Here is a 22,470-nt window from a genome sequence, read left to right on the forward strand (position 1 = left end):
ATCGGCTCAGACATAATCGGCAAATAACGGCTTCAATCGCGAAAAGACAAATCCACCCAAGAAGAAAGTGGAGAACGAAATGACGGTGAAAATGGCCAGCAGCCCAGGCTTGATGACCCCGATGAACGCCGCATCCCGATACAGCATGATCAGGTAGTACAACGGGTTGGGGTACATGAAGGGAATGAGTTCCTTGGGGATCATTTCCTGCGTATAGGCGATAGGCGATACCAGCATCAGGAACAGGATAAGCACCGCGACCATCTGACTCAGGTCGGGTACGAACACATTGATCGCCGAGAGTATCCAGATCAGGCCTACCGTGAAGATGATCTGCAGCACCAATATCAAGGGGATCGCCAGCTGCGTGGAATGGACGATGCCACGACTCCACAACACCATCAGCAACATCACCAGCCCCACCAGCATCGTCACGCTGCTGGCCAGGACGGTCTTGACGGGAATCAGGTCGATCGGGAACAGCGTGTTCTTGATCAGCCCCTTGTTGCCAAGTACCGATCCCACCCCGCTGCCCAGTGCCTCGGAAAAACCGAGAAAGGGCACCAGGCCACAAAATATCAGCAGCACGTAGTCGAAGGTGCCGAACTCCGCGACCCGTACACGATAGATCATCGTGTAGACCACGGCATACAGGCCGAGGAACAGCAACGGGTAGAGGAAGATCCACGCGACACCAAAGATCGTGCCGATGAAGCGGCTGCGTATATCGGTCAAGGTCGTCGCCCACAACACGTGGATGTGACGCCAGATGATTGAAATCGGATTCATGGCCGGGTGCTTTCCAGGATAGCGACGATGCGTGCGGCGGCGGTACCGTCGCCGTAGACATCTGCCTGGCCTTCAGGGATAGACCGGTTGGCCATTGCCGTTTTAATCGCATTGCGATTGGCACCGACCAACTGGTTGAAGCCCAGCTCGACAGTTTCGACCCATTCCGTTTCATCGCGCAGGGTGATGCACGGCACCCGGTAGAAATAGGCCTCTTTCTGCACGCCGCCCGAGTCGGTCAGGATCACGTTGGCCGCCTGCTCAAGGGCAACCATGTCCAGGAACGGCAACGGGTCTACCACCTTGATGGTGCTCAGGTGATGTTCCAATGCATGGGTCTTGAGCAGGTTGCGCGTACGTGGGTGCAGCGGCAGAACGACCGGCATCTGCGCGGCAATGTCGGCCAGAGCGGCCATGATTTCACCCAGGCGCTGAGGATCGTCGGTGTTTTCAGCACGATGGCATGTCGCCAGCGCAAAAGCCCCCTCCTTCAAGCCCAGCTGCGCCATGACCTGGCTTTGCGCCTTGGCGCGCTCGCGGTAGAACAGCGCCACGTCGTACATGACGTCGCCGACGTTGTGCACCCCTTCGCGGAGCCCTTCCTTGGCCAGGTTATCGACGGCCAGGGCCGTGGGGCACAGCAGCAGCGTCGACACCCGGTCGGACAGGATACGGTTGACCTCTTCCGGCATGCGCATATTGAACGAGCGCAACCCTGCCTCGACATGGGCGACGGGAATGTGCAGCTTCGCTGCCGCCAGCGCGCCCGCCAATGTCGAGTTGGTATCACCGTAGATCAACACCCAATCCGGTTTTTCCTCAAGGAGGATCTGCTCGATCCCTTCAAGCATCCGCCCCGTCATCACGCCATGGGTCCCACCGGACACTTCAAGGTTGTACTTGGGTGCCGGGATCTCCAGTTCGTCGAAGAAAACCTGGGACATGTTCGGGTCGTAATGCTGCCCGGTGTGCACCATGACTTCCACCAGGCGTTCCGGATGCTTGAGGATTTCCCGGGAAACCGCCGCGGCCTTGATGAATTGTGGACGAGCGCCAACGATGGTTACGATCTTGCAGGTCATACGCGAAGGCTCTCTTTCAAGGTGTCGACAATAAGGCGCTGGGAAGGCTCATCGAGGTAGGGGTGCATGGGCAGGCTCATGACGCGGGCGGCGATCGCATCGCCGACCGGCAGGTGTGCCTGCTCGTCCCGGACCGCGGGTTGGCGATTCAGGGGGATGGGATAATGCACGGCCGTAGGGATGCCGGCACTCGCCAGGTGTTTCTGGACAGCATCGCGCGAAGCCACTTGCACCGTGTACTGGGCCCAAGCACTCTGGCTGGTCGCCGCCACGAACGGAGCGGCGATGTCGGCCTGCTCCAGCAATCGGGCATAACGTTGCGCGACGTCCTCGCGCTGACGCAGCTCGGTCTCGAACACGTCCAGCTTGGGCAGCATGATCGCCGCCTGCAGCGTGTCCAACCGGCTGTTCACGCCGACGCGAACATGGTGGTAGCGACGGTCCTGGCCATGCCGGGCGATCTGCCGCAGCACCTTGGCCAGGTTCTCATCGTTGGTGAACATCGCACCGCCATCGCCGTAGCAGCCCAAGGGCTTGCTCGGGAAAAAACTGGTGCAGCCAATGGTGCTCAGGTTGCAGGAGCGCTTGCCTTTATAAAGCCCGCCGAAGCTTTGCGCGCCATCCTCGATCACCGGGATGCCATGCCGGGCTGCGATGGCATTGATCGCGTCGAAGTCGGCGCACTGGCCGTACAGCGAGACCGGGATAATCGCTTTCGTTTTCGGCGTAATGGCCGCTTCCAGCAGCGCGGGATCCAGGTTGTAGGTCTTGGCGTCGACATCGACGTAGACCGGCTTCGCTCCGAGCAAGGCAACGGTCTCGGCCGTGGCGATATAGGAAAATCCCGGAGTGATGACCTCATCGCCCGGGCCAATGCCGAGCGCCATCTGCGCGATCTGCAGGGCATCGGTCCCATTGGCGACGCTGATGCAGTATTTGGCGCCGGTAAAGGCTGCCAGGCGCTCTTCAAGCTCATTCACTTCAGGGCCAAGGATGTATTGCCCATGGGCCATGACACGCTGGACAGCCGCGTCGATTTGCACCTTGATCAGCGCCTGCTGAGCCTTGAGGTCAATGAACTCGATCACTGCTTGTTCTCCTTTTTAAGCACATTCCCACTGAGCACATACGTGGCCCCGGAATGGGCGCACGGCGCAGAGCCTTCTCCGCTCAACGGCAAGTCCAGCTGCTCGCCGAACTCGCTCATCCAACCGATCTGCCGGGCAGGGACACCGACCATCAGGGCATAGGCGGGTACATCACGATTGATCACCGCACCGGCTCCCACGAAAGCGTAATCGCCGATGGTCACACCGCAGACAATCGTGCAGTTGGCTCCCAGCGTCGCGCCCTTCTTGATCAGGGTGTCGCGGTATTCGTTTTTTCGCTCAATGAGCGAACGGGGGTTGTAGACGTTGGTGAACACCATGCTCGGTCCACAAAAAACGCCCTCTTCAAGGGTGACGTTATCGTAGACGGAAACATTGTTCTGGATCTTGCAGTGGTCGCCGATCACCACCTTGTTTCCGACAAACACATTCTGGCCAAGCGAAACGCCGCGACCGATGCGCGCGCCACCGCAGACGTGGACAAAGTGCCAGATACGGGATTGCTCGCCGATCTGGGCGCCATCATCGATGATCGCACTGGGATGCTGGTAGTAGTTCACGTTTGAGTCCTGATGTACGTCATGGTACGCATATACAAAAACAGCGGGTTACCGCAATGCTGGCAACCTGCTGTTTCATGTTGCCACCATGTTCCCTGGGCTTACTTCAGCCCTGCTACGAACGGGTGACCTTCGCCTTCTTGGGCGCGAGTCGGGGTCAAGGTGCGAATGGTCTCCACCGTTTCAACACAGTGCCGCGCATCTTCGATGCCGTAGCCTTTGCCATCCAGGACCGCCTGGTAGCTGACCGTGTGCAGGTCGGTGAAGCCTTCGGAGAACTCGATTTCCTCGCCATCACACGTAATGGAGCGGTACGTCGGTTTCTTGCCCTTCACAGACGCCGGCAGGTCATCGGCGTCGATGGAAAGGAACCAACGCACGCGGGCATTTTCGTATTCCAGATAGCCAGCCGCCTTGAAATCGTTGGCGTAGTGAACGACGTTACGCTGCAATTTGCCGAAGATGAAATGCAGCATGTCGTAGAAGTGCACACCAATGTTGGTGGCAACGCCGAACGACTTGCGAGGGTCGCCTTTCCAGCTTTCCATGTACCACCGGCCCCGGCTGGTGATGTAGGTCAGGTCGACCTCATGCTTGTGGGCGCGCTTTTCGACCTGGACCCGATTTTTCAGGTCGATGATGGCCTGGTGATGACGCAGTTGCAGGATGTTCCACAGGCGCTTGCCCGTCTCCCGCTCGGTCAGGCTCAGGTCGTCGAGCATGGCGGTGGTCGGCACCAGCGGCTTTTCGCAGATCACGTCGCAGCCCAGGCGCAGCCCCGCGGTGATATGCGGATGATGCAGGTAGTTGGGGGAGCAGATCGAAACGAAATCCAGCGCCGTGGCAGGATCGCGCTTGAGCCGCCAGGCGTAGTCATAAAAGCGCTCGAACTCTGTGAAGAACTCGCTTTGTGGCGACAGGCTATCGATGATCCCGACCGAATCATTGATGTCGTAGGCGCAGACCAGCTCGTGACCGGTGTCTTTGATAGCGCGCATATGGCGCGGGGCGATATAGCCGGCAGCGCCGATAAGAGCAAAACGTTTCATGGAAAGACCTCAAAGGGGTATTGCCTCGAAGCGGGCCCCGCAGAATGGGCAGGCAAAGCCTGTATCCTGCGGGTCCGACCCTGTAGACCGGCTGTCAGGCCTTGATGATGTGCGCCGCGGGCGTACGGTACTTGCCACGACTGTCGACGATCAGGCGAGCGGCGTCCTTGATCAGTTCGTAGTCGAACTTTTCATGGTCTGTGGCGAGAATCACTGCGTCGAACGACGCCAGGTTATCCGCCGTAAGCGGCTCACTCGACAGCGTGAAATGGTGCTCACGCATCTTGGGGAATACCGGGACGTGCGGGTCGCTGTAGGCAACGACGGCGCCCTTGGCTTCGAGCAGCTCCATGATTTCGACCGATGGCGACTCGCGCATATCATCGACGTTCTTCTTGTAGGCAATCCCCAGGACCAGCACTCGGCTGCCTTTGAGGGCCTTGCCTTCGTTGTTCAATCCGTCCATCAACTTGCCGACCACATACTCCGGCATGGCCTGGTTGACTTCGCCGGAAAGCTCGATGAAGCGCGTATGCAGGCCATACTCGCGAGCCTTCCACGTCAGGTAGAACGGGTCGATCGGGATGCAATGGCCGCCCAACCCGGGCCCAGGATAATACGCGGTAAAACCGAAGGGCTTGGTGGCCGCGGCGTCAACCACTTCGAAGATGTCGATGCCCATGCGATCGGCCACGACCTTCATCTCGTTCACCAGACCGATGTTCACCGCGCGATGGATATTCTCCAGCAGCTTGGTCATCTCGGCGGCTTTGGTGGAACTGACCGTCACGACCTGGTCGATGGCCTGCTCGTAAAGGGCGATACCGACCTGGAGGCAGTTAGGTGTGTGGCCACCGATGACCTTGGGAATGGTACGGGTTTCAAAATCGGGATTGCCCGGGTCTTCTCGCTCGGGGGAGTAGACCAGGAAGATGTCTTCGCCAGTGACCAGGTTGCCTTCCTCGACGCGAGGCAGGAGTTCTTCCTCGGTGGTGCCCGGGTATGTGGTGCTTTCCAGCGAAACCACCTGGCCGGCGCGCAGATAAGGCTTGATGGCGTCGGTGGTGTTGATCACGAAGCTCATGTCCGGCTCGCGATATTTGTTCAGCGGCGTCGGCACGCACAGAATGAGCGCATCACATTCGCTGACCTTGCTGAAGTCGCTCGTCGCCATGAAACCCGTCGCCCGTGCTTGGGCGATATGGCTGCTGGCAATGTGCTCAATGTAGCTCTGGCCCGCATTGAGTTTGGCCACTTTATCGGTATCGATATCGATTCCCAGGACGCGGAAACCGATAGCGTTGTAGCGAAGCATCAACGGCAATCCGACGTAACCCAGGCCTACGATCCCGATTACCGCATCCTTACTCTTGAATTTAGCAATACTTGCTTCGACCACACCCATCTACCCAACCACTCCCAACAAAATGAAGAACTCCATATGTACGACATGTTACCAAGGCGTGGCCGCCTGCTCATAGGACAAATCCCGATCTTTGCAAAAGTCAGGAAAATTCCTACGATCTGGTCGCACACGATCAGCGCCGCGGTTCGCCCCTCAATGCGCGGGTGAACGGCGGCGGATCAAAGGTTCTCGGGGCGACGAACGGCAATAAAGAGTGGCCGTTTTTTGCACGGAGGGGCGCAAATCGCCCGCACAGCTATTTTTTCTTGCGCGGCCCGGTGTTGAACACCGGCACTTTACGCACAGGCTTGACCGAAGGCTCCACCGGCGCCGCATCACCGCTGTCCACCCATTTGCCCAGGTTACGCTTGCCGCCACCGCCGGCGGTTTTCGGTTTCTTCGGCTTTTTCGGTTTCTTGATGACCTGGCCGCTGGCGTCAGTTTCCGGGACCCGGTGTTCCGGCTCGAAATCATGCTCCGTTTGCCGGGGCAGCGTCTGACGAGTCAGGGTTTCGATGGCTGACAGCAGATTCACTTCGTCGGCGCAGACCAGGGAAATCGCTTGCCCGGTCGAGCCCGCCCGACCGGTACGGCCAATGCGATGGATGTAGTCCTCGGCCACGATCGGCAGGTCGAAATTCACCACCAACGGCAAATCCTCGATATCCAGGCCACGGGCGGCGACGTCGGTGGCCACCAGGATCTGCACCTCCCCCACTTTGAAACGGTCCAGTGCACGCTGGCGCGTGGCCTGGGGCTTGTCGCCGTGGATGCCATCGGCGTTGACGCCCAGGCCCTGGAGTTTTTCCACCAGCGCATCAACCCCGTTACGGGTCTTGGCGAACACCAGCACCTGCTTCCACTTGTCTTTGCGCATCAGGTGCACGAACAGTTCCGGCTTGCGTTTCTTGTCCACCGTCACCACCCATTGCTTGACGGTGTTGGCAGCCACGTTGCGCGGGCTCACTTCAATGCTCAGCGGGTCGTTGAGCATCTGCCCGGCCAGTAAGCGGATCGCGTCGGAAAAGGTCGCCGAGAACAGCAACGTCTGGCGCTTCTTCGGCAGCGCCCGGTAGATATTCGCCAGTTCCTCGGAGAAGCCCAGGTCGAGCATGCGGTCGGCTTCGTCCAGCACCAGGGTTTGCAGCTGGTTGAACTTCAGCGCGTTCTGGCGGAACAGGTCGAGCAGGCGCCCCGGCGTGGCGACCAGCAGGTCGACGCCTTTGCGCAGCTTCATCATCTGCGGGTTGATGCTGACGCCGCCGTACACCGCGTAGGTGCTCAACGGCAGGTTCTGCGCGTACTCACGCACGCTTTCATGGACCTGCTCGGCCAGTTCGCGGGTCGGCACCAGGATCAGCGCCCGCACCGAGTTGGCCGCCACTTTCGGCCCTTCGGTGGTCAACAACTGCAACAGCGGCACGGCGAAACCGGCGGTCTTGCCGGTGCCGGTCTGGGCCGCGGCCATCAGGTCACGACCGGCCAGCACCGCCGGCATGGCCTGGGCCTGCACCGGGGTCGGGGTCTGGTAGCCGAGCGTGTCGAGGGCGCGCAGCAAGGGTTCGATCAGGCCAAGGGAGGCGAAAGTCATGGAAATACCGTAGGAAAAGTCAGCGCATGGTGTGCAATGCGCGGCAGTTTACCTCAATTCAGGATTCGACCGGCGCAGGCTTGGGCTTGCGCCACTGGGGCAGCCCGATCAGCACCACCGCGCTGATGATCACCAGCATCGCCAAGGCCTCTTCAATGCCGATGGTCTCGCCGGCAAACACGATGCCCAGCAACACCGCCACCGCCGGGTTGACGTAGGCGTAGCTGGTGGCCGCCGCCGGACGGACATGCTTGAGCAGGTACATGTAGGCGTTGAAGGCGATGATCGAACCGAAGAAGGTCAGGTAGGCCAGCGCGAACCAGCCTTCGAACGGCGGTACGCGCTCCAGGTGCTCACCACTGACGAAGCTGCCGATCAGCAGCACCACGCCGCCCACCAGCATTTCAACGGCGCTGGCCATTGCTCCCGCCGGCAGCGGCACGTGTTTGCTCAGCACCGAGCCAAAGGCCCAGGACGCGGCCGCGAACAACAGCAAGGTCGCCCCCAACGGACTCGATTGCAGGTTGGAACCCAGGTTGAGCATGGCGATGCCAATCAAGCCGAGCACGATGCCGGCCCATTCCAGACGAGTATTACGCGCGCCCCAGAAATATCCGCAGAGCAAGGTGAACAACGGCACCGTGGCCACGGCCAGGGCCGCCACCCCGGACGCCACGCCCGAGTGCTCGGCCACGCTGACCGCGCCGTTGCCAAAGCTGAGCAGCAACACGCCGATGAGGGCCCCGGCCTTCCACTGCGCCCAGGTCGGCGCCGGTGCCCCGCGCCAGCGCAAAAAGCCGTACATCAACGACCCGGCCAACACAAAGCGAATACCTGCCAGGAGTAGCGGCGGCCAATGCTCGACGCCGAGGCGGATCACCAGGTAGGTCGACCCCCAGATGACATACAAGGCGAAAAAGGCAGCGATCAGTGGCAGAGGAAAACGGCGTAGGCCCGGCATGGTCAGCTCGAAGTCAGGACAAGGAGAGCCGCTATTCTAGAAAGGCGACGAGCGGAAAATAAGCTACAAAACCTGTTTATCGCAGCCATACACTTTTCAAAACAAGGAGATCGACGCTATAAACCGTGCTTTCGAAAGTCATCTCAGTTGGACGCCCTCCCCGTGGATAAATACGACCGCATGTTGCTCGCCGCCCTGTTGGAAAACGGCCGGGCTTCCTACGCCGACCTGGCCCGCAAAGTGAACCTGTCGGCGCCGGCCGTGGCCGAGCGCGTCAGCAAGCTGGAGGCCAGCGGGGTGATCACCGGCTATCAGGCCAAGGTCGACATGGCGAAGATCGGCCTGCCGGTGCAGTGCGTGATCGAACTGCGGATGAACCAGCACGGCAACCAGAAGGCATACGACGACTTGTGCAAGATCCCCCAACTGACCGAATGCCACCGGGTAACCGGCGACCCCTGCGTGATCATGCAGGCAGCAGTGGGCTCGATGCCGGAGCTGGAAGCACTGATCAACCGCATCGCCAAGTTCGGCTTCAGCAAGACCTCGATCGTGCTGTCCAGCGCCATTGAAAAGCGTGTGCCACTGGGGCAGTTGGAAGGCAACGGGAAATAAGGATCAAGCCCGCTCCCACAAGGGTTCTGTGGTGTGTTCAGAATCCGCGATGGCGCTTGAGATGCTCATTGATCTTGGCCGCCGGCACTTTCTGCAAGCGGCACAACAGATCATGGGACAACGTCTGCAACCCATGCTTTTGCCGCAGCTCCGAGGCCAGGTGCGCGGTGAGGTTGGCGGCCATTTCGGCGTCGGCCATGGCCCGGTGCGCCTGGCCGGTGTGGGGCAGGCCGGCGAAGGTGTTGAGTGTGCCGAGCTTGTGGTTCGGCGCAGCCGGCATCAGGCGCCGGGCCAGCAGCAACGAGCAGGCGAAGTTCTGCAGGCGGGTGCGCTTGATTCGTCCCAGTTCGAAGTCCCAGAACTTCTGGTCGAAGGCGGCGTTATGAGCCAGCAGCGGCGTGATGCCGACAAACTCATTGACCTCGTTCATCACCTTCTCGGCCGGCGGGGCGCTGCGCAGCATGGCGTTGCTGATGCCGGTCAGTTGCTCGATGAAGGCCGGAACGCGCACACCGGCATTCATCAGGCTCTGGTAACGGTCGACAATCCGGCCCTGCTCGAGGATCACCACGGCAATCTCGGTGGCCCGGCAACTGCTGCTGGGGGTGATGCCGGTGGTTTCAAAGTCGATGACTGCGATGCGTTCCAAACCTGCTGAACTCCGTAAAAATCAATTCTTGAGCAACAACGCGCCTTCGATGGGCACGTAGCGGCTGGCGGCGCGGATCAACGAGTTGGCGGTCAGTCCCGGCACGCCATAGGCCACCGCCTGCACGCCATGCTTGCTGATGATGCGTTCGAGCAGCATGTCGAAATCGCCATCGCCGGAGGCCAGCACCACTTCATCGACATGGTCGGCGGCGTCCATGATGTCCAGCGTGATGCCCACGTCCCAATCGCCCTTGGCCGAGCCGTCGCTGCGCTGGATGTAGGGCTTGAGCTTCACGGTGAAGCCCAGATTGCGCAGGATCTGCTGGAACTGCTGCTGCTTGCTGTCGCCACGGTCGATCGCATAGGCATAGGCCTCGACGATCTGCCCCTGCTTGCTGACATCGGCCCACAGCGCGGCGTAGTTGAAGTGACAACCGTAGGCCTGGCGCACCGTGTAGTAGAGGTTCTGGACATCGGCGAACACTGCAATTTTCTTCACCGCGTTTCCTCTTGGCTGCACAAGCGCAGGCCATCTGGCCCGAAAGGTCGCCAGTATGCCAGCCAAGGGGAATGTTCCGCGAATAATCGGCCCGAGGCGCCAGGGCGCCCCGGACGAATGGCAGGTCAGACGAAGGAGTCGTCGTCGCCGAAGAAGGATCCGTCGTCGCTGTAGTCGGCGTCGCTGAAACCATCCGAATCGTTGCCATAGGCCTGGTTATCGGCCACACGTTGGTCCTCGCCCCAGCCGTTGTCACCGGTGTCATTGACCGGTTGAGCGGGCTCTTCCTTGATGACCTCGACGATTTCCTGCGGCTGCTGGCCGCTGTGGAACAAGCTGCTGATGCCTTGGGCCAGCATGACGCCACCGGCTACGCCCGCAGCGGTTTTCAGCGCACCGCCGAGGAAACTGCTGGCTGCCGGGGCCTGCTGTTGCGGGGCGCCGTAGCCCGAAGGCGGCGCGCTGAAGCCCTGTTGGGGCGGGGCCGAATTGAACGAAGGCCGCCCCGGTTCACGCCAGCCGCCGGAGACCGGAGCGCTTGGAGCAGGTGCAGGGCGTGAGTCCCGGTTGCTGCCACCGAAAATACTCGACAGAAAGCCCCCGCCGCCGGCCGGCGCCGACGCCTGGCTCCGGGCCTGCTGCAGCTCGGCCTGCAATTGCTCGACTTGCTGGGCGAGCTGCCGGTTCTGCTCATCCAGACGCTTGATCGCGGCCTCCTGCACCAGAATCGCCTGGGCCATGAAATAGCCCGCGGCGGGCTGGCTCGCCAGGTGTTCCTTGATCCGCGCCTCGGCCTGGGCGTCGCGCGGGGCTGAATCCTTTTCGGCCTGTTGCAGCCGTGAAAACAGTCCATCGATCAGGGTTTGTTCTTCGCTGTTCATGGCGACCTCATCAGATTGCCGGGTAGAAAACCATTCCGATCACACGACCGGTGCCCATCAGTAATGGGGCTGGCCTGGACGGTTTCAACGGTCTTTACCAGATGTTTACGTTTGCTTGTGCGGGCACCTGATCGGTTAAAGTGTCGGACCGCTTTTAGACCTGCGATGCGACCATGAATCCGTTTGACGTGCTGCGCGACTCTTTGTATTTCTCCAAGCGCCATCTGGGCCGGATCGCCCAGCTGTGCCTGCCCTTGGTCATACTTGAGGCCCTGCTGCAGCAAGGCGTGGACAGCGCCGTCGGCCCGGAAGGCTTTCCCGGCTACAGCGTGATCGTCGGGCTGCTGGTGTACCCGCTCTACACCGCCGCGCTGATTCTGTTTCTCGACGCCCGCAGCCGCGGCGAGACGCCACGCCCGCGCGACCTGCTCGCCACGGCACTGACCCTGTGGCCACGCTTTGCCTTGTTGACCGCCCTCAACACGCTGCTGATCCTGGTGGGCATTACCTTGTACTTCCTGCCGGGCCTGTGGCTGATGGTGACCCTGGCCTTCAGCGAATACCTGCTGGTACTCAGGGGCCTCACGCCGCTGGCCGCCATGAAGGAAAGCCTGGCCATGAGCCGCGGCAATTTCTGGCGGATCCTGACCTGCATTCTCTGTGTGATGGCGCCGCTGTGGTTGCTCAAGGGCGCCAGTGTCTCGGCGTATCCGGGCCCCCTGAACCCGGTTATCAGCCTGTTGATCGACAGCGTCCACAGCTTCCTGCAACTGTTCACCAGCGTGGTGTTGTTCCGCATCTTCATGCTGCTCGAAGCAAGGCCCGAGAACCGCTGAGCCACGCGGCGCAAGTCCCGGGCTTGGGCTTGGGAACCGCTCTCGGTTATGCTCGGGCTCACTTTTGCGTTCGCCCATAAGCTGAGCCATGACCCGTCTACTGCGCTATACCCTGCTGGGCCTGCTGTCGATCCTGTGCCTGGCCGCCCTGGCGATCTACGGTTCGACCTGGCGCCCACACCCCCGGGAAACCCTGCCGGTCAGTTGCGCCGCCAACGCAGCGCCACTGATGCCCGGCCAGGCCTTGAAGGTGATGACCTGGAACGTGCAGTTCCTGGCCGGCAAGCGCTACGTGTTCTGGCACGACCTGGCCCAGGGCGACGACGAAAGCCCGACCCTGGAAGACATGGCCTTCAGCCTCGATGAAGTGGCACGGGTCATTCGCGACGAGCAACCGGACATCGTCCTGCTCCAGGAACTGGACCATGGCGCCAAGGCCAGCGACTACCAGGATCAGCTCAAGCTGTTGCAGGAACGCCTGGCCGATCTCTACCCCTGCGCCACCAGCGCCTTCGACTGGAAGGCCGAGTTCATCCCCGACCCGCATATCTTCGGCAGTGTCGGTCGACAACTGGCGACGCTGAGCCGCTATCGCATCGACCACGCCGAACGGGTGCAACTGCCGGTGGCCGATGCCAACTTCATCAGTCGCCAGTTCCAACCCAAGAACGCCCTGCTGGTGAGCTACCTGGCGCTCAAGGACGGTGGTCGCCTGGCAGTACTCAACACCCACCTGGAACGGGCCACCGAACCGGACGAGACCTTGCCCCGGCAAGTGGCCGCCGTGGCCAGGGCCTTGGACAAACTCGAATCGTCCGGCACGCCGTGGCTGATCGGCGGCGATTTCAACCTGCTGCCCCTCGGCCAGTACCGACGCCTGCCGGTAGAACAGCGCACGCCCTACTCCGCCGACAGCGCCCTGCACCTGCTGTGGGACAAGTACCCGATGATCCCCACCAACAACGAAGCCAGCGGCATCGACCGCGAGCACTGGTTGACCCACTACCCGAACGACCCGGGCCTCAACGGCCCCGACCGCACCGTCGACTACCTGTTCTACAGCCCGCGGATCAAGCGGGTCGAAGCCCAGGTACGCCAGGACGACACGTTGCGGATATCGGACCATCTGCCGGTGATTGCACGGTTTCTGTTGCCGACCGCCCCCTAGCCACTCCGCCAGCCCTGACAGCCGCCCATGGAATGCACGCCCCACTGATCGGACTCACCTGGAGAACTCACCATGACCGTCATCGCGCTGATCAACCCTGAGCACGACCCCCACTTGATCGCCGATTGCCTGATCAGCGCCGACGGGCCGGACAAGCGCCAATCAATGTCTGTCTGGGTGCCTTCGCTGGGGCTGATACCGACTGACTGGCATGACCAGGACGGGCCGTTCCATATCGCCCGCATGGGGCGTAAAACCTACCTCCTGCCGAACCACAGCGGCATGCTCGCCTTTGCCGGGGATTGCCGGTCGGCCTATGAATTCTGGGTGGCGTTATCACAATCCATCGAGATCAAGCTCGGCTATCAACCCGACGCGCTGATTGAGGCGGCCATGATCGATCAGGTCCTGATGAGCATGGGCGCGACCGCGAGCGCCTTCCACATGCTGGGCGTGCTGCTGGATGGACAAGGCGGCCGGCGCGCCTATGTCCACCGCCCCGAAGCCACGGTGACCACCGAGCACTTTGGCACCTGCTACCTGGCCGGCTCTGGGACGCACCACCTCAAAAGCAAGATTCAAACCGAAGACCAACGCTTCACGTCCATCCAGCATTGGGACTGGGCACACATTTCGCCGACTGAAGAACTGGCGGAGTCCGTGTGTTCCGACATGCTCTACTACGAATCCGACATCAACAACGGGCGCAGGCCCAACACCCCTATCCATGACAGGTTCGGTGGCTTCTACGAATGGTATGGCATCGCAGCGGCCGGGATAAAAACCATGCCGCCCAGAATCGACCTGAACATCCTCGTCAAGGACGATTGCCTGTACCTGACCCGGCTGCATTTTTGCGAAACCGTTCACCCGCCCGCCGGCGATCCTCTCTTCAAAGGCTCGCAGATCATCTTGAAGGTCCTGACGTTCTGCCTGCGCACCCAGGCCTTCGACCCGCAGAGGCTGTTCGACAACCTGACATTCACTTTCGAGCGGGCGGACGGGGTGCTCATCGAGCGCTTCTTCAACCATTACGACAGGCAGGCCGGTTCACCGCTGTCGGACCCCAGGATTTCAGGAGCCGTCCCGGCGGACGTCCTGCAAAAGGATTTTGGCGATGGCTTGTCCGTCAAGAGAGTGCGCCTGACGGTCTCGATCAACGGCTATGCGGTGGCAAAAGGGGTGACCGAAAGCGACGAATCGCTCGCCCCAGCCAGGCTCCAATACACCAACGGCCAACTCTCGGTGACCTTCTCCGAGAAAATAGGCCTCTTGATTGCAGACATCGTGGAAAGGCACCTGCGCCAGCCGCCTGCCGCGAAGCCTGCTTGAATCCAACGCCGACGCATCGTCAGGCCTTGCGCGGCTTGGCCCGCGCCGTCGCCTCCGCCACCAGCGGATCGTCAGGCCAGTAATGCTTGGGGTAACGGCCCTTGAGGTCTTTCTTCACCTCGGCGTAGGTGCTGCGCCAGAAGTTCGCCAGATCCTGGGTGACCTGCACCGGCCGGCGCGCCGGTGACAGCAGGTGCAGCTTGACGACCTGGCGGCCACCGGCGATGCGCGGGGTGTCGGCCAGGCCGAAGAGTTCCTGCAGGCGCACCGCAAGGATCGGCGGGTGTTCGCTGTAGTCCAGGCGGATCGACGACCCCGAAGGCACGCTCAGATGGTGCGGTGCCAGTTCATCCAAGCGTTGCGGCAGCGGCCAGGGCAACCGGTTGTGGACGATACTCGAGAGGTCCAGGTTGGCAAAATGACTGAGGCGCGACACCCGTCCCAGGTACGGCATCAGCCAGTCTTCGAGGCTGTCCAGCAATGCCCCGTCGCTGACGTCCGGCCATTCGCTCTCGCCCTTGGCCTCCAGGTCGAGCCGGCGCAACAGCGCCACCCGCGCCTGCCACTGGCGCAGTTCCGGGGTCCAGGGCAACAGTTCCAGACCCTTGCGCCGCACCAGGTTCACCAACGCCTGACTGCGCGCCGCCTCGTCCAGGCCGGTCAGCGGCTCGCGACTGAGCACCAGTTCGCCGACCTTGCGCTGGCGCTCGGCACGCAGCACGCCTTCGCGCTCGTCCCAGTCCAGTTGATCCACGGTGCACACCTGCTCGGCCAGCACCGAGTCAAACAGCGCCGGGTCAATATCCGTCGCCAGGTAGATCCGTTCTTCGCGCTGGCCCTGGCGACTGCCCAGGTCGGCGACCACCAGCCACGCGTGTTTCATCAGGCTGTCGGCCTCGGCGAACTGTGCCGCGCGGCCGTTGGCCAAGCGATACTCCGCGCCGCCGGGCCGCCGCTGTTGCGCGACGCGGTCCGGATAGGCCAGCGCCAGCAAGGCGCCGAGCCAGCGTGGGTGATCAGGATCGGCGACGGCTTGTTCGGCCTTGCCCCGTAAATAGCCGCGATATTGCCGGGCCAGTTGCCGCGCCCGCTGCACGCCGCCCTGGGCACTGCGAGTCGCCCGTTCTTCGCCGGAGAGCAACACCAGACGACTGTGCAAGTCCGCGCCGGCGCCGCGGAGAATGTCGCGCTCGCCCAACAGCGCGGCGACGTTGCAGGCCATGTCCATCAGCCCCAGCGCCTGGCCGCGCAGCAGCAAATGGGCGATACGCGGGTGGGCAGGCAGTTCGGCCATGGCTTGGCCGTGGCGGGTCAATTGTTCGCCCTCCAGCGCGCCCAGTCGTTGCAGCAGGTCCTGGGCCTGGGCATAAGCCGCGGCCGGCGGGCTGTCGAGCCACACCAGTTGCTGCGGCGCCATGCCCCAGCGGCCCAGTTGCAGGGCCAACCCGGCCAGGTCCGCCGAGAGAATCTCCGCGCTGGCGTAGGCGGCCAATTGTTCGTGCTGGTCTTCGGACCACAACCGATAGCACGCCCCCGGCTCCAGGCGCCCCGCCCGGCCGGCCCGCTGGGTGGCGCTGGCGCGGGAGATGCGCTGGGTGTCGAGCCGGGTCATGCCGCTGCCCGGATCGAAACGCGGGACGCGAGCCAGGCCGGCATCGACCACCACCCGCACGCCATTGATGGTCAGGCTGGTCTCGGCAATGTTGGTCGCCAGCACCACTTTGCGCTGGCCCGGCGGCGCGGGGTCGATGGCAGCGCGTTGGGCCGCAAGATCCAGTTCACCGTGCAAGGGACACAGCAAGACATTGCCGCCCTCGCCCAGGGCGTCGGCCAACTGCTGGTGAACCCGGCGGATCTCCGCTTGCCCGGGCAGGAACACCAGCACGCTGCCGGTTTCATCGTGCAGCGCTTCCAGCACGGTCTGCACCAGGCGTGGCTCGATGTACTCGCCCGGCTGGAACGGACGCCCCCAACGCACCGTGACCGGGAACATGCGCCCTTCGCTGCGCAGGATCGGCGCATCGCCCAGCAGCCCGGCCAGGCGCTCGCCTTCGAGGGTGGCGGACATCAGCAGGATCTTCAGCGGCTGGTCGTCGCGAAACAGCTCCCGGCCATTGAGGCTCAAGGCCAGGGCCAGGTCGGCGTCGAGGCTGCGTTCGTGGAACTCATCGAAAATCAGCAGCCCCACGCCTTCCAACGCCGGGTCGTCCTGCAAGCGCCGGGTGAGGATGCCTTCGGTGACCACTTCGATGCGGGTCCTGGGGCCCACCTTGCTGTCCAGGCGGATCCGGTAGCCGACCGTTTCGCCGACCTTTTCCCCCAGCTCGCTGGCCAGGCGCTCGGCCGCTACCCGGGCGGCCAGGCGCCGCGGTTCGAGCATGAGGATGGTCTGCCCGGCCAGCCAGGGCTCATCCAACAAGGCCAAGGGAACACGGGTGGTTTTACCGGCACCGGGCGGCGCTTCGAGCACGGCTTCATGGCGGGACGCCAAGGCTTGGCGCAGGGCAGGTAAAACTTCATCGATCGGCAAAGAAATCATGCTGGCTCCAAAACAGAGGGCCGAGTATAACGGCGAACTGTTTAGCGTGGTCTGGACTCCAACCAGCAACGCCTTTATCTGCTCAGGAGATTGTGATGCGTATTCCCTTTCGCGTGATCGGCGGCGTCCTGGTCGCCACCCTGCTGACCCAGCTAAGCGCCTGCGGCTCGATCTTCTACCCCGACCGCCGTGGCCAGATCGACGGCAAGATCGACCCGGCGATTGCCGCGCTCGATGCCGTCGGCCTGCTGTTCTACATCATTCCCGGCCTGATCGCGTTCGCGGTGGACTTCGCCACCGGCGCCATTTACTTCGAGCCGGGCAAAAGCGTCCAGATCGAGCCAGAAAAACTCAAGCCGGCCATCAACCCCGACGGCACAGTCAATAACCACGTCTTGCAGGCGATCCTGGAACGCGAACTGGGCCGCAGCTTCCCACTGGACGACCCGCGACTGATCCAGCACAAGGGCAGCGCACAGCAACTGGCCGCGCTCGGTCTCAAGCCCGCCGCATGAAAGGCGCCGTTGAAAGAGCGATCGCGCCATGACCACGGCGACTGAACACGCGCGCCTGCTGCGCCTGGCCACCCGTGCCTCGGTGGCCGTGGCGCTGATCCTGGTGATCGCCAAGGCGCTGGCCTGGTGGCTGAGCGGTTCGGTGAGCATGCTCGCCGGCCTGACCGACTCGGCACTGGACGGCGTCACCTCGCTGCTCAATCTGCTGGCGGTGCATTACGCCCTGCGCCCCGCCGACGATGACCATCGCTACGGACACGGCAAGGCCGAGTCCCTGGCCGGCATGGCCCAGGCGCTGTTCATCGGCGGCAGTGCCGTATTGATCGGGTTACAGGCCATCGAGCGCCTGAAGCAGCCTGTCCCGGTGGAGGCGCCCTGGCTCAGCGTTGGCGTGATCGTGTTTTCCCTGGCCCTGACCGTGGCGCTGCTGGCGCTGCAACATCGGGTCATTCGCGCCACCGGCTCCAACGCCGTGCGTGCCGACTCGCTGCACTATCGCTCCGACCTGTTGCTCAACGGCAGCATCCTGATCGCCCTGGTGCTCGCCGGGTTCGGCTGGTACCAACTCGATGCCTGGTTCGGTCTGGGCATTGCCGCCTACATTTTGTGGAGCGCCATCCAGATCGGCCGGGAAAGCTTTGCGGTGCTGATGGATGAAGAACTGCCGCCGGACGTCAGCCAGCACATGCTGGAACTGGCCTGCGCCGTACCCGGCGTGCTGGGCGCCCATGACCTGCGCACGCGGATCTCGGGCAACCACTGGTTCGTGCAGTTGCACCTGGAACTGCCGGGCGAGTTGACCCTGTCCATCGCCCACGAAATCAGCGACCAGGCCGCCGACGCCATCCATCGCGCCTACCCCAAGGCCGAAGTGCTGGTGCACGCGGACCCGTCGGAAGTGGTCAAGGGCGCGAGGGCCTGATGCGCCGCCTGTGGCGAGGGAGCACACTCCCTCGCCACAAAGGGCGCTGACGCTTCAGTAACTCACCTGGTAACCACGGCTGCTCAAGCAACTGCCTTGGGCCTGCCGGTAGGTCTGCACTACCTCCGGCGCGGGTGGATAGGTGTAGTTTCGCGGGTCGAAACCACTCTGCTGCACCGCCCAGCGATAACAGTCGTAGCCGTCCTGGTTGACCTGCTCGGGTGACTGGCCGTTGGCCGGATACGCCACCACGTCGTAGCTGTTGCCCTGGGGTTGAGGCTGCGGGTTGGCCACCGGCGGCTCGACCACGACGTAATCCCGGGTGTTGGCCTCATAGACGTAATAGGCGCCAGCGGCGAGAAAGAACAGCGAACTGCCGATCCACACTTCCCTGGCGTAGTCAGGCAGGTAACGGGTACGGATGCCCCGTGGCGGCTCGACCACGATGTAGCGTGGCCCCTGGGGACGGTACCAATAGCCGCCCGAATAGAAGTAATCCTGGCCGCGATAGGGCACGCGGTAGTTGCGATCCGGGAAACGGTCGATCACGTACCCCGGGCGATATTGCGGGCCTGGGCCCCAACCATTGCCGTGCCCGTCCGGGCGGCCGGGCCAATGCTGTTCAGGGCGGTTGTCATGGCTTGGACGTGGCCCGCCGTTGGGATAGCCATCGCCGCGACGCGGGATATCGCGGTAATACCCCGGTTGCGGTTCACGGGTCTGGTTCACGCTGTCGGGTCGCCCCTGGATCGGTAAGTTATTGCCCGGCGGCGACGGCGGCCGGCCGTAGCCATTGGGGTCACGGGGCCCTCGATCATAGGAGGGGCCGCCCTGGCGCTGGGCACCCGGCTCGAACTGCCGGCTGTTGTCGCCTCGGATGATCTCGTTGTTCCGGGGCCGGGGTTGCTCGATGTGGCCCTGGTCGTTGCCGCCGCGCGGATCGTAGCCGCGGCCACCGTCCGGGCCTCCGCGGTTTTGCTGATCATCGGCCATTCCCTGCGCACTGACACTTGCCCACAACAGACCAACACCTGCCAAACGCCAGATGCGCGACTTCATGTTATTCCTCACGACGGTTCAGGGCCTGATGATAAGACTGGGAAACCCCAGGCCGGTTCTGCGACAGGTTATCAGCCACAGGCTTTATTTAGCAGGCATTTGCCGCTCTGCCCCCGGGGTTTAAGATACCCGCCGTTTTCGTCGACGACAGGAACGGTTCTATTCGCCGAAAGCGCCAGCCGGCGTCCGCCGCAGCGAACTATCAAGGGAGTGAAGGTATGTCAGTTTCATCCGCACGAGAACGAGCCCCCGTCATACAGGCCTTCGTGTTGGAGATTAGGTTTGTTGCTTTGGCGCTGTTACTCACGGCCTTGTGGGGCTGCGGGCGCACACCGCTGGTGCATGAAGATGATCGGCGGCTAAGCCGGATGCTGTGTGAAGTCGGGGAGCAAAGGGTCACCTTGAGCCCACGCTTCTCCTATGACTTGCCAGGGCCATTGCGGCACACGCCGTGCGGCACGGTCAAAAGCGGCTTCAACTATGACAAGGTCCGCGACATTCAGTCGGCGAGTGCCAGCGGCAGCTATCGCTCCAACGACCTCGTCGTGCTGGCCTCATCGCGCTGGATCACCGTTGAAGGCCTACTCGATGGCAAGGACGAAGGAGCGCTCTATGCTCCTGAACAGTTCCTGCAAAACAAACTCGCCCTGATGGACCTTACCCCAAGCAAGGCACGCCCCGAAGAGATCGAGTGGGTCACCCGGCAAGGCATGCGATGCCTGCGCTTCTACGACATATGGCACAGCCCGACGGATACCTGGGAAGAGGACGTCACCTACTGGTGCTGGGAAAACCAGAGCGGCCTGAAACAGCCGTTCTCGGTCAGCGCCGGCCAACGCTTGCCCGAAGGCACCAAGGGCTATGACCTGGATCAGGCCTTTATCCTGCCACTCTTCCAGAGCCTGAAAATCAATCGCCTGTCCGATGCCGCCCTGGCCGAGGCTGAGGAAAAAATCAAAGCCGCCTGCGCCCACGTCAAATCCCGCTATGACCAGCACCTCAATTGGGGTGCCGATTACCCGGACAAACGCCTGACCCGCCAGCGCCTGCGCTCCTGCGGCTATGACGCCCCCTAGCCAAAACAGAATCTGCGCTCAATAAAAAAGGGAGGCCCGTCGGCCTCCCCTTGAGAATCTAGTCCGTGCTCGACGCTTTTGACGTCGGCTCACCTCACGCCGTCTTCTGGACAGTGTGCAGCTCGGGGGTCTGCCAGTCACCGGTGGGTGCTGCGACCGCAGCCGGCCGGATTGGGCGGGCTGCACTGGACTGTTTGTCCGAGCAGTGATCTTGATGATAAGGATAGGCCTGGGGCGCCGACAGATGATTGCGAATATTGCTCAAATAAACATGGCTTGCGCAATTTTTAGCCCTGGACAGATAATATTCCGCAATTATCCAGATAAAGGCCCGACCGATGAGCAAACTCGACCGATACGACCTGAGTATTCTGGCGGAATTGCAGCGCGATGCACGCATCTCCAATCAGGAACTGGCCGAGCGCATCGGCCTGTCGCCCTCGCCCTGCTCGCGGCGGGTCAAGCAATTGGAAGACGACGGCTACATCACCCGCCAGGTCGCCCTGCTCGATCGCAAGATGCTCGGTCTGAGCCTGACGGCCTATGTGCTGATCGGCATGGATCGCCACACCCCCGAACGTTTCGAAAACTTCGAAGCGGCGATCCGCAACCTGCCCCAGGTGCTGGAATGCAGCCTAGTGACCGGCATGGACGCGGACTACCAGCTCAAGGTGGTGGTGCCGGACATGGACCACTACCAGAAACTGCTGCTGGGGCACCTGACCCGGATCGATGGCGTCACCAGCGTGCGGTCAAGCTTCGTGCTGAACCAGGTACTCAACAGCACCGAGCTGCCGTTGACTCACCTGCGCAGCTGACCGCTTTTGTGGCGGGGGAGCTTGCTCCCTCGCCACAACGCGTCAGCCGATGGATAGCTGCGACACACCGCCGCAGGCCAATCCCGCGCCCGCGCCTCATGCCTTATACTCGCCGCGACTTTTCAAGCCCGCTTACGCCGGAGTGTCCTGATGGATCCTGCTGTTTTCGAAGAGTGGATGATGACCGGCCTGGTCAGCATCCTGATCATTTTCATGGGTTTCATCGTCTGGGACCTGGCGAAAAAATCCAAGGCCGGGCGTTTCGGCTCGTTCATCCTGTTTTTCGTGCTGGGTCTGGGCGTCGCGGCGTTCGTCATCAAGAGCGTGGTGATCGGCCTGATCGAAACCGGGGCGTTATAAGCGCGCCGGCACTTCCTTCCACTGGCCCTGATCGAGCCCTTCGAGGGTCCAGTCACCGATCCTGACCCGCACCAGCCGCAGGGTCGGCAAGCCGACCGCCGCCGTCATGCGGCGCACCTGGCGATTGCGCCCTTCACGGATCACCAGCTCCAGCCAGCTCGTGGGCACGCTGAGGCGAAAACGCACCGGCGGGTTGCGCGGCCACAACGCCGGCTCATCCAACTGACGAGCCTCGGCCGGCAAGGTCATGCCGTCGTTCAGCTCCACCCCCTCGCGCAAACGCTGCAATTGCTCGGCGCTCGGCTCACCCTCTACTTGCACCCAATAGGTCTTGGCCAGCTTATGCCGGGGGTCGGCGATGCGCGCCTGCAGTTGCCCATCGTTGGTCAACAACAGCAACCCTTCGCTGTCGCGATCCAGCCGCCCGGCCGGGTAGATGCCAGGCACGTCGATAAAGTCCTTGAGCGTCGCCCGCCCTTCACCGTCGCTGAATTGCGTCAGCACGTCGAAGGGTTTGTTGAACAGGATCAGCTTCGGCTCGGCCGGCGGTGCCTTGGCGACACGACGCGGGGCATTGGCTTGAGGCTTCGCGCCAGGGCGACGGGAAGCGGGACGGGGCGGACGGGGCATGGCGAATACAACATCTAACGGTC

The 22,470-nt window shown here is 62.4% G+C and carries 23 protein-coding genes; 9 read left to right on the forward strand and 14 right to left on the reverse strand.

Features of this window, described 5'->3' with window-relative positions; genetic code table 11:
- Positions 1 to 6 precede the first annotated feature (6 nt).
- The 8 genes from V3H56_RS23630 to yedA form a co-directional block, all read right to left on the reverse strand.
- Entirely contained in the window at positions 7 to 789 is a 783-nt protein-coding gene (locus V3H56_RS23630) for an ABC transporter permease (protein ID WP_038859231.1), read from the reverse strand.
- Positions 786 to 1,871: a UDP-N-acetylglucosamine 2-epimerase (non-hydrolyzing) gene (wecB, locus tag V3H56_RS23635; protein WP_042728449.1), complete on the reverse strand. Its 1,086-nt coding sequence runs from the start codon at positions 1,869 to 1,871 to the stop codon at positions 786 to 788. The genes V3H56_RS23630 and wecB overlap by 4 nt, the downstream gene beginning before the upstream one ends.
- Positions 1,868 to 2,959: a DegT/DnrJ/EryC1/StrS family aminotransferase gene (locus V3H56_RS23640; protein WP_042728450.1), complete on the reverse strand. Its 1,092-nt coding sequence runs from the start codon at positions 2,957 to 2,959 to the stop codon at positions 1,868 to 1,870. Before V3H56_RS23640 ends, wecB begins: the two co-directional genes overlap by 4 nt.
- Complete coding sequence (gene wbpD, locus V3H56_RS23645; RefSeq protein WP_047736321.1) at positions 2,956 to 3,540, reverse strand: UDP-2-acetamido-3-amino-2,3-dideoxy-D-glucuronate N-acetyltransferase; 585 nt, start codon at positions 3,538 to 3,540, stop codon at positions 2,956 to 2,958. Before wbpD ends, V3H56_RS23640 begins: the two co-directional genes overlap by 4 nt.
- Before the next feature lie 101 nt (positions 3,541 to 3,641).
- A complete protein-coding gene (locus tag V3H56_RS23650; protein WP_042728452.1) occupies positions 3,642 to 4,589 on the reverse strand; it encodes a Gfo/Idh/MocA family oxidoreductase in 948 nt (315 codons plus the stop codon).
- Positions 4,590 to 4,683: 94 nt separating this feature from the next.
- On the reverse strand, positions 4,684 to 5,994 hold the full coding sequence (gene wbpA, locus V3H56_RS23655; protein ID WP_042728453.1) for a UDP-N-acetyl-D-glucosamine 6-dehydrogenase: 1,311 nt from the start codon (positions 5,992 to 5,994) through the stop codon (positions 4,684 to 4,686).
- Between the two features lie 256 nt (positions 5,995 to 6,250).
- Positions 6,251 to 7,585, reverse strand: coding sequence for a DEAD/DEAH box helicase (locus tag V3H56_RS23660; protein ID WP_212803053.1), 1,335 nt, complete (start codon positions 7,583 to 7,585; stop codon positions 6,251 to 6,253).
- 58 nt (positions 7,586 to 7,643) lie between these two features.
- Positions 7,644 to 8,546: a drug/metabolite exporter YedA gene (yedA, locus tag V3H56_RS23665; protein WP_042728455.1), complete on the reverse strand. Its 903-nt coding sequence runs from the start codon at positions 8,544 to 8,546 to the stop codon at positions 7,644 to 7,646.
- 162 nt (positions 8,547 to 8,708) lie between these two features.
- On the opposite strand from yedA, the gene V3H56_RS23670 reads away from it, so the two are divergent.
- On the forward strand, positions 8,709 to 9,161 hold the full coding sequence (locus tag V3H56_RS23670) for an Lrp/AsnC family transcriptional regulator (RefSeq protein ID WP_042728456.1): 453 nt from the start codon (positions 8,709 to 8,711) through the stop codon (positions 9,159 to 9,161).
- Positions 9,162 to 9,198: 37 nt separating this feature from the next.
- Here the strand turns inward: V3H56_RS23670 and V3H56_RS23675 are convergent, their stop codons facing one another.
- From V3H56_RS23675 to V3H56_RS23685, 3 genes are all read right to left on the reverse strand, one after another.
- Entirely contained in the window at positions 9,199 to 9,810 is a 612-nt protein-coding gene (locus V3H56_RS23675) for a 3'-5' exonuclease (RefSeq protein WP_047736323.1), read from the reverse strand.
- 21 nt (positions 9,811 to 9,831) lie between these two features.
- Complete coding sequence (locus tag V3H56_RS23680) at positions 9,832 to 10,311, reverse strand: NYN domain-containing protein (RefSeq protein ID WP_030140338.1); 480 nt, start codon at positions 10,309 to 10,311, stop codon at positions 9,832 to 9,834.
- A 125-nt stretch (positions 10,312 to 10,436) separates the two neighbouring features.
- Positions 10,437 to 11,192: a DUF2076 domain-containing protein gene (locus V3H56_RS23685; protein WP_338473922.1), complete on the reverse strand. Its 756-nt coding sequence runs from the start codon at positions 11,190 to 11,192 to the stop codon at positions 10,437 to 10,439.
- A gap of 173 nt (positions 11,193 to 11,365) precedes the next feature.
- Here V3H56_RS23685 and V3H56_RS23690 point away from each other — a divergent pair, with 173 nt between their 5' ends.
- The 3 genes from V3H56_RS23690 to V3H56_RS23700 all read left to right on the forward strand — a co-directional run bounded on the left by V3H56_RS23690 (position 11,366) and on the right by V3H56_RS23700 (position 14,528).
- Positions 11,366 to 12,028 carry a YciC family protein gene (locus V3H56_RS23690; protein ID WP_338473923.1) on the forward strand — a complete coding sequence of 221 codons (663 nt, stop codon included), beginning with the start codon at positions 11,366 to 11,368 and terminating at the stop codon, positions 12,026 to 12,028.
- Between the two features lie 88 nt (positions 12,029 to 12,116).
- Positions 12,117 to 13,196 (forward strand): endonuclease/exonuclease/phosphatase family protein, encoded by a 1,080-nt coding sequence (locus tag V3H56_RS23695; protein ID WP_042731230.1) that lies wholly within the window; start codon positions 12,117 to 12,119, stop codon positions 13,194 to 13,196.
- A gap of 72 nt (positions 13,197 to 13,268) precedes the next feature.
- Entirely contained in the window at positions 13,269 to 14,528 is a 1,260-nt protein-coding gene (locus V3H56_RS23700) for a hypothetical protein (RefSeq protein WP_338473924.1), read from the forward strand.
- 19 nt (positions 14,529 to 14,547) lie between these two features.
- Here V3H56_RS23700 and hrpB read toward each other — a convergent pair whose 3' ends face one another.
- A complete protein-coding gene (gene hrpB / locus V3H56_RS23705) occupies positions 14,548 to 17,067 on the reverse strand; it encodes an ATP-dependent helicase HrpB (RefSeq protein ID WP_338473925.1) in 2,520 nt (839 codons plus the stop codon).
- A 95-nt stretch (positions 17,068 to 17,162) separates the two neighbouring features.
- On the opposite strand from hrpB, the gene V3H56_RS23710 reads away from it, so the two are divergent.
- Both V3H56_RS23710 and V3H56_RS23715 read left to right on the forward strand, forming a co-directional pair.
- Positions 17,163 to 17,582, forward strand: coding sequence for a hypothetical protein (locus V3H56_RS23710; protein ID WP_042731233.1), 420 nt, complete (start codon positions 17,163 to 17,165; stop codon positions 17,580 to 17,582).
- A gap of 28 nt (positions 17,583 to 17,610) precedes the next feature.
- Positions 17,611 to 18,504 carry a cation diffusion facilitator family transporter gene (locus V3H56_RS23715; protein WP_338473926.1) on the forward strand — a complete coding sequence of 298 codons (894 nt, stop codon included), beginning with the start codon at positions 17,611 to 17,613 and terminating at the stop codon, positions 18,502 to 18,504.
- A gap of 54 nt (positions 18,505 to 18,558) precedes the next feature.
- Here V3H56_RS23715 and V3H56_RS23720 read toward each other — a convergent pair whose 3' ends face one another.
- On the reverse strand, positions 18,559 to 19,563 hold the full coding sequence (locus tag V3H56_RS23720; RefSeq protein WP_042731235.1) for a DUF6515 family protein: 1,005 nt from the start codon (positions 19,561 to 19,563) through the stop codon (positions 18,559 to 18,561).
- Positions 19,564 to 19,853: 290 nt separating this feature from the next.
- Between V3H56_RS23720 and V3H56_RS23725 the strand changes: the two genes are divergently transcribed.
- The 3 genes from V3H56_RS23725 (at position 19,854) to V3H56_RS23735 (ending at position 21,817) form a co-directional block, all read left to right on the forward strand.
- Entirely contained in the window at positions 19,854 to 20,639 is a 786-nt protein-coding gene (locus tag V3H56_RS23725; RefSeq protein ID WP_237614173.1) for a hypothetical protein, read from the forward strand.
- Between the two features lie 338 nt (positions 20,640 to 20,977).
- Complete coding sequence (locus V3H56_RS23730) at positions 20,978 to 21,457, forward strand: Lrp/AsnC family transcriptional regulator (protein WP_025215622.1); 480 nt, start codon at positions 20,978 to 20,980, stop codon at positions 21,455 to 21,457.
- Between the two features lie 150 nt (positions 21,458 to 21,607).
- Positions 21,608 to 21,817: a DUF2788 domain-containing protein gene (locus V3H56_RS23735; protein ID WP_042732667.1), complete on the forward strand. Its 210-nt coding sequence runs from the start codon at positions 21,608 to 21,610 to the stop codon at positions 21,815 to 21,817.
- Here the strand turns inward: V3H56_RS23735 and V3H56_RS23740 are convergent.
- Entirely contained in the window at positions 21,812 to 22,447 is a 636-nt protein-coding gene (locus V3H56_RS23740) for a pseudouridine synthase (RefSeq protein WP_042732666.1), read from the reverse strand. The genes V3H56_RS23735 and V3H56_RS23740 overlap by 6 nt on opposite strands.
- Positions 22,448 to 22,470 lie beyond the last annotated feature (23 nt).

The sequence above is a fragment of the Pseudomonas sp. MS646 genome (genome assembly GCF_036693845.1).
Classification (GTDB): domain Bacteria; phylum Pseudomonadota; class Gammaproteobacteria; order Pseudomonadales; family Pseudomonadaceae; genus Aquipseudomonas; species Aquipseudomonas chlororaphis_E.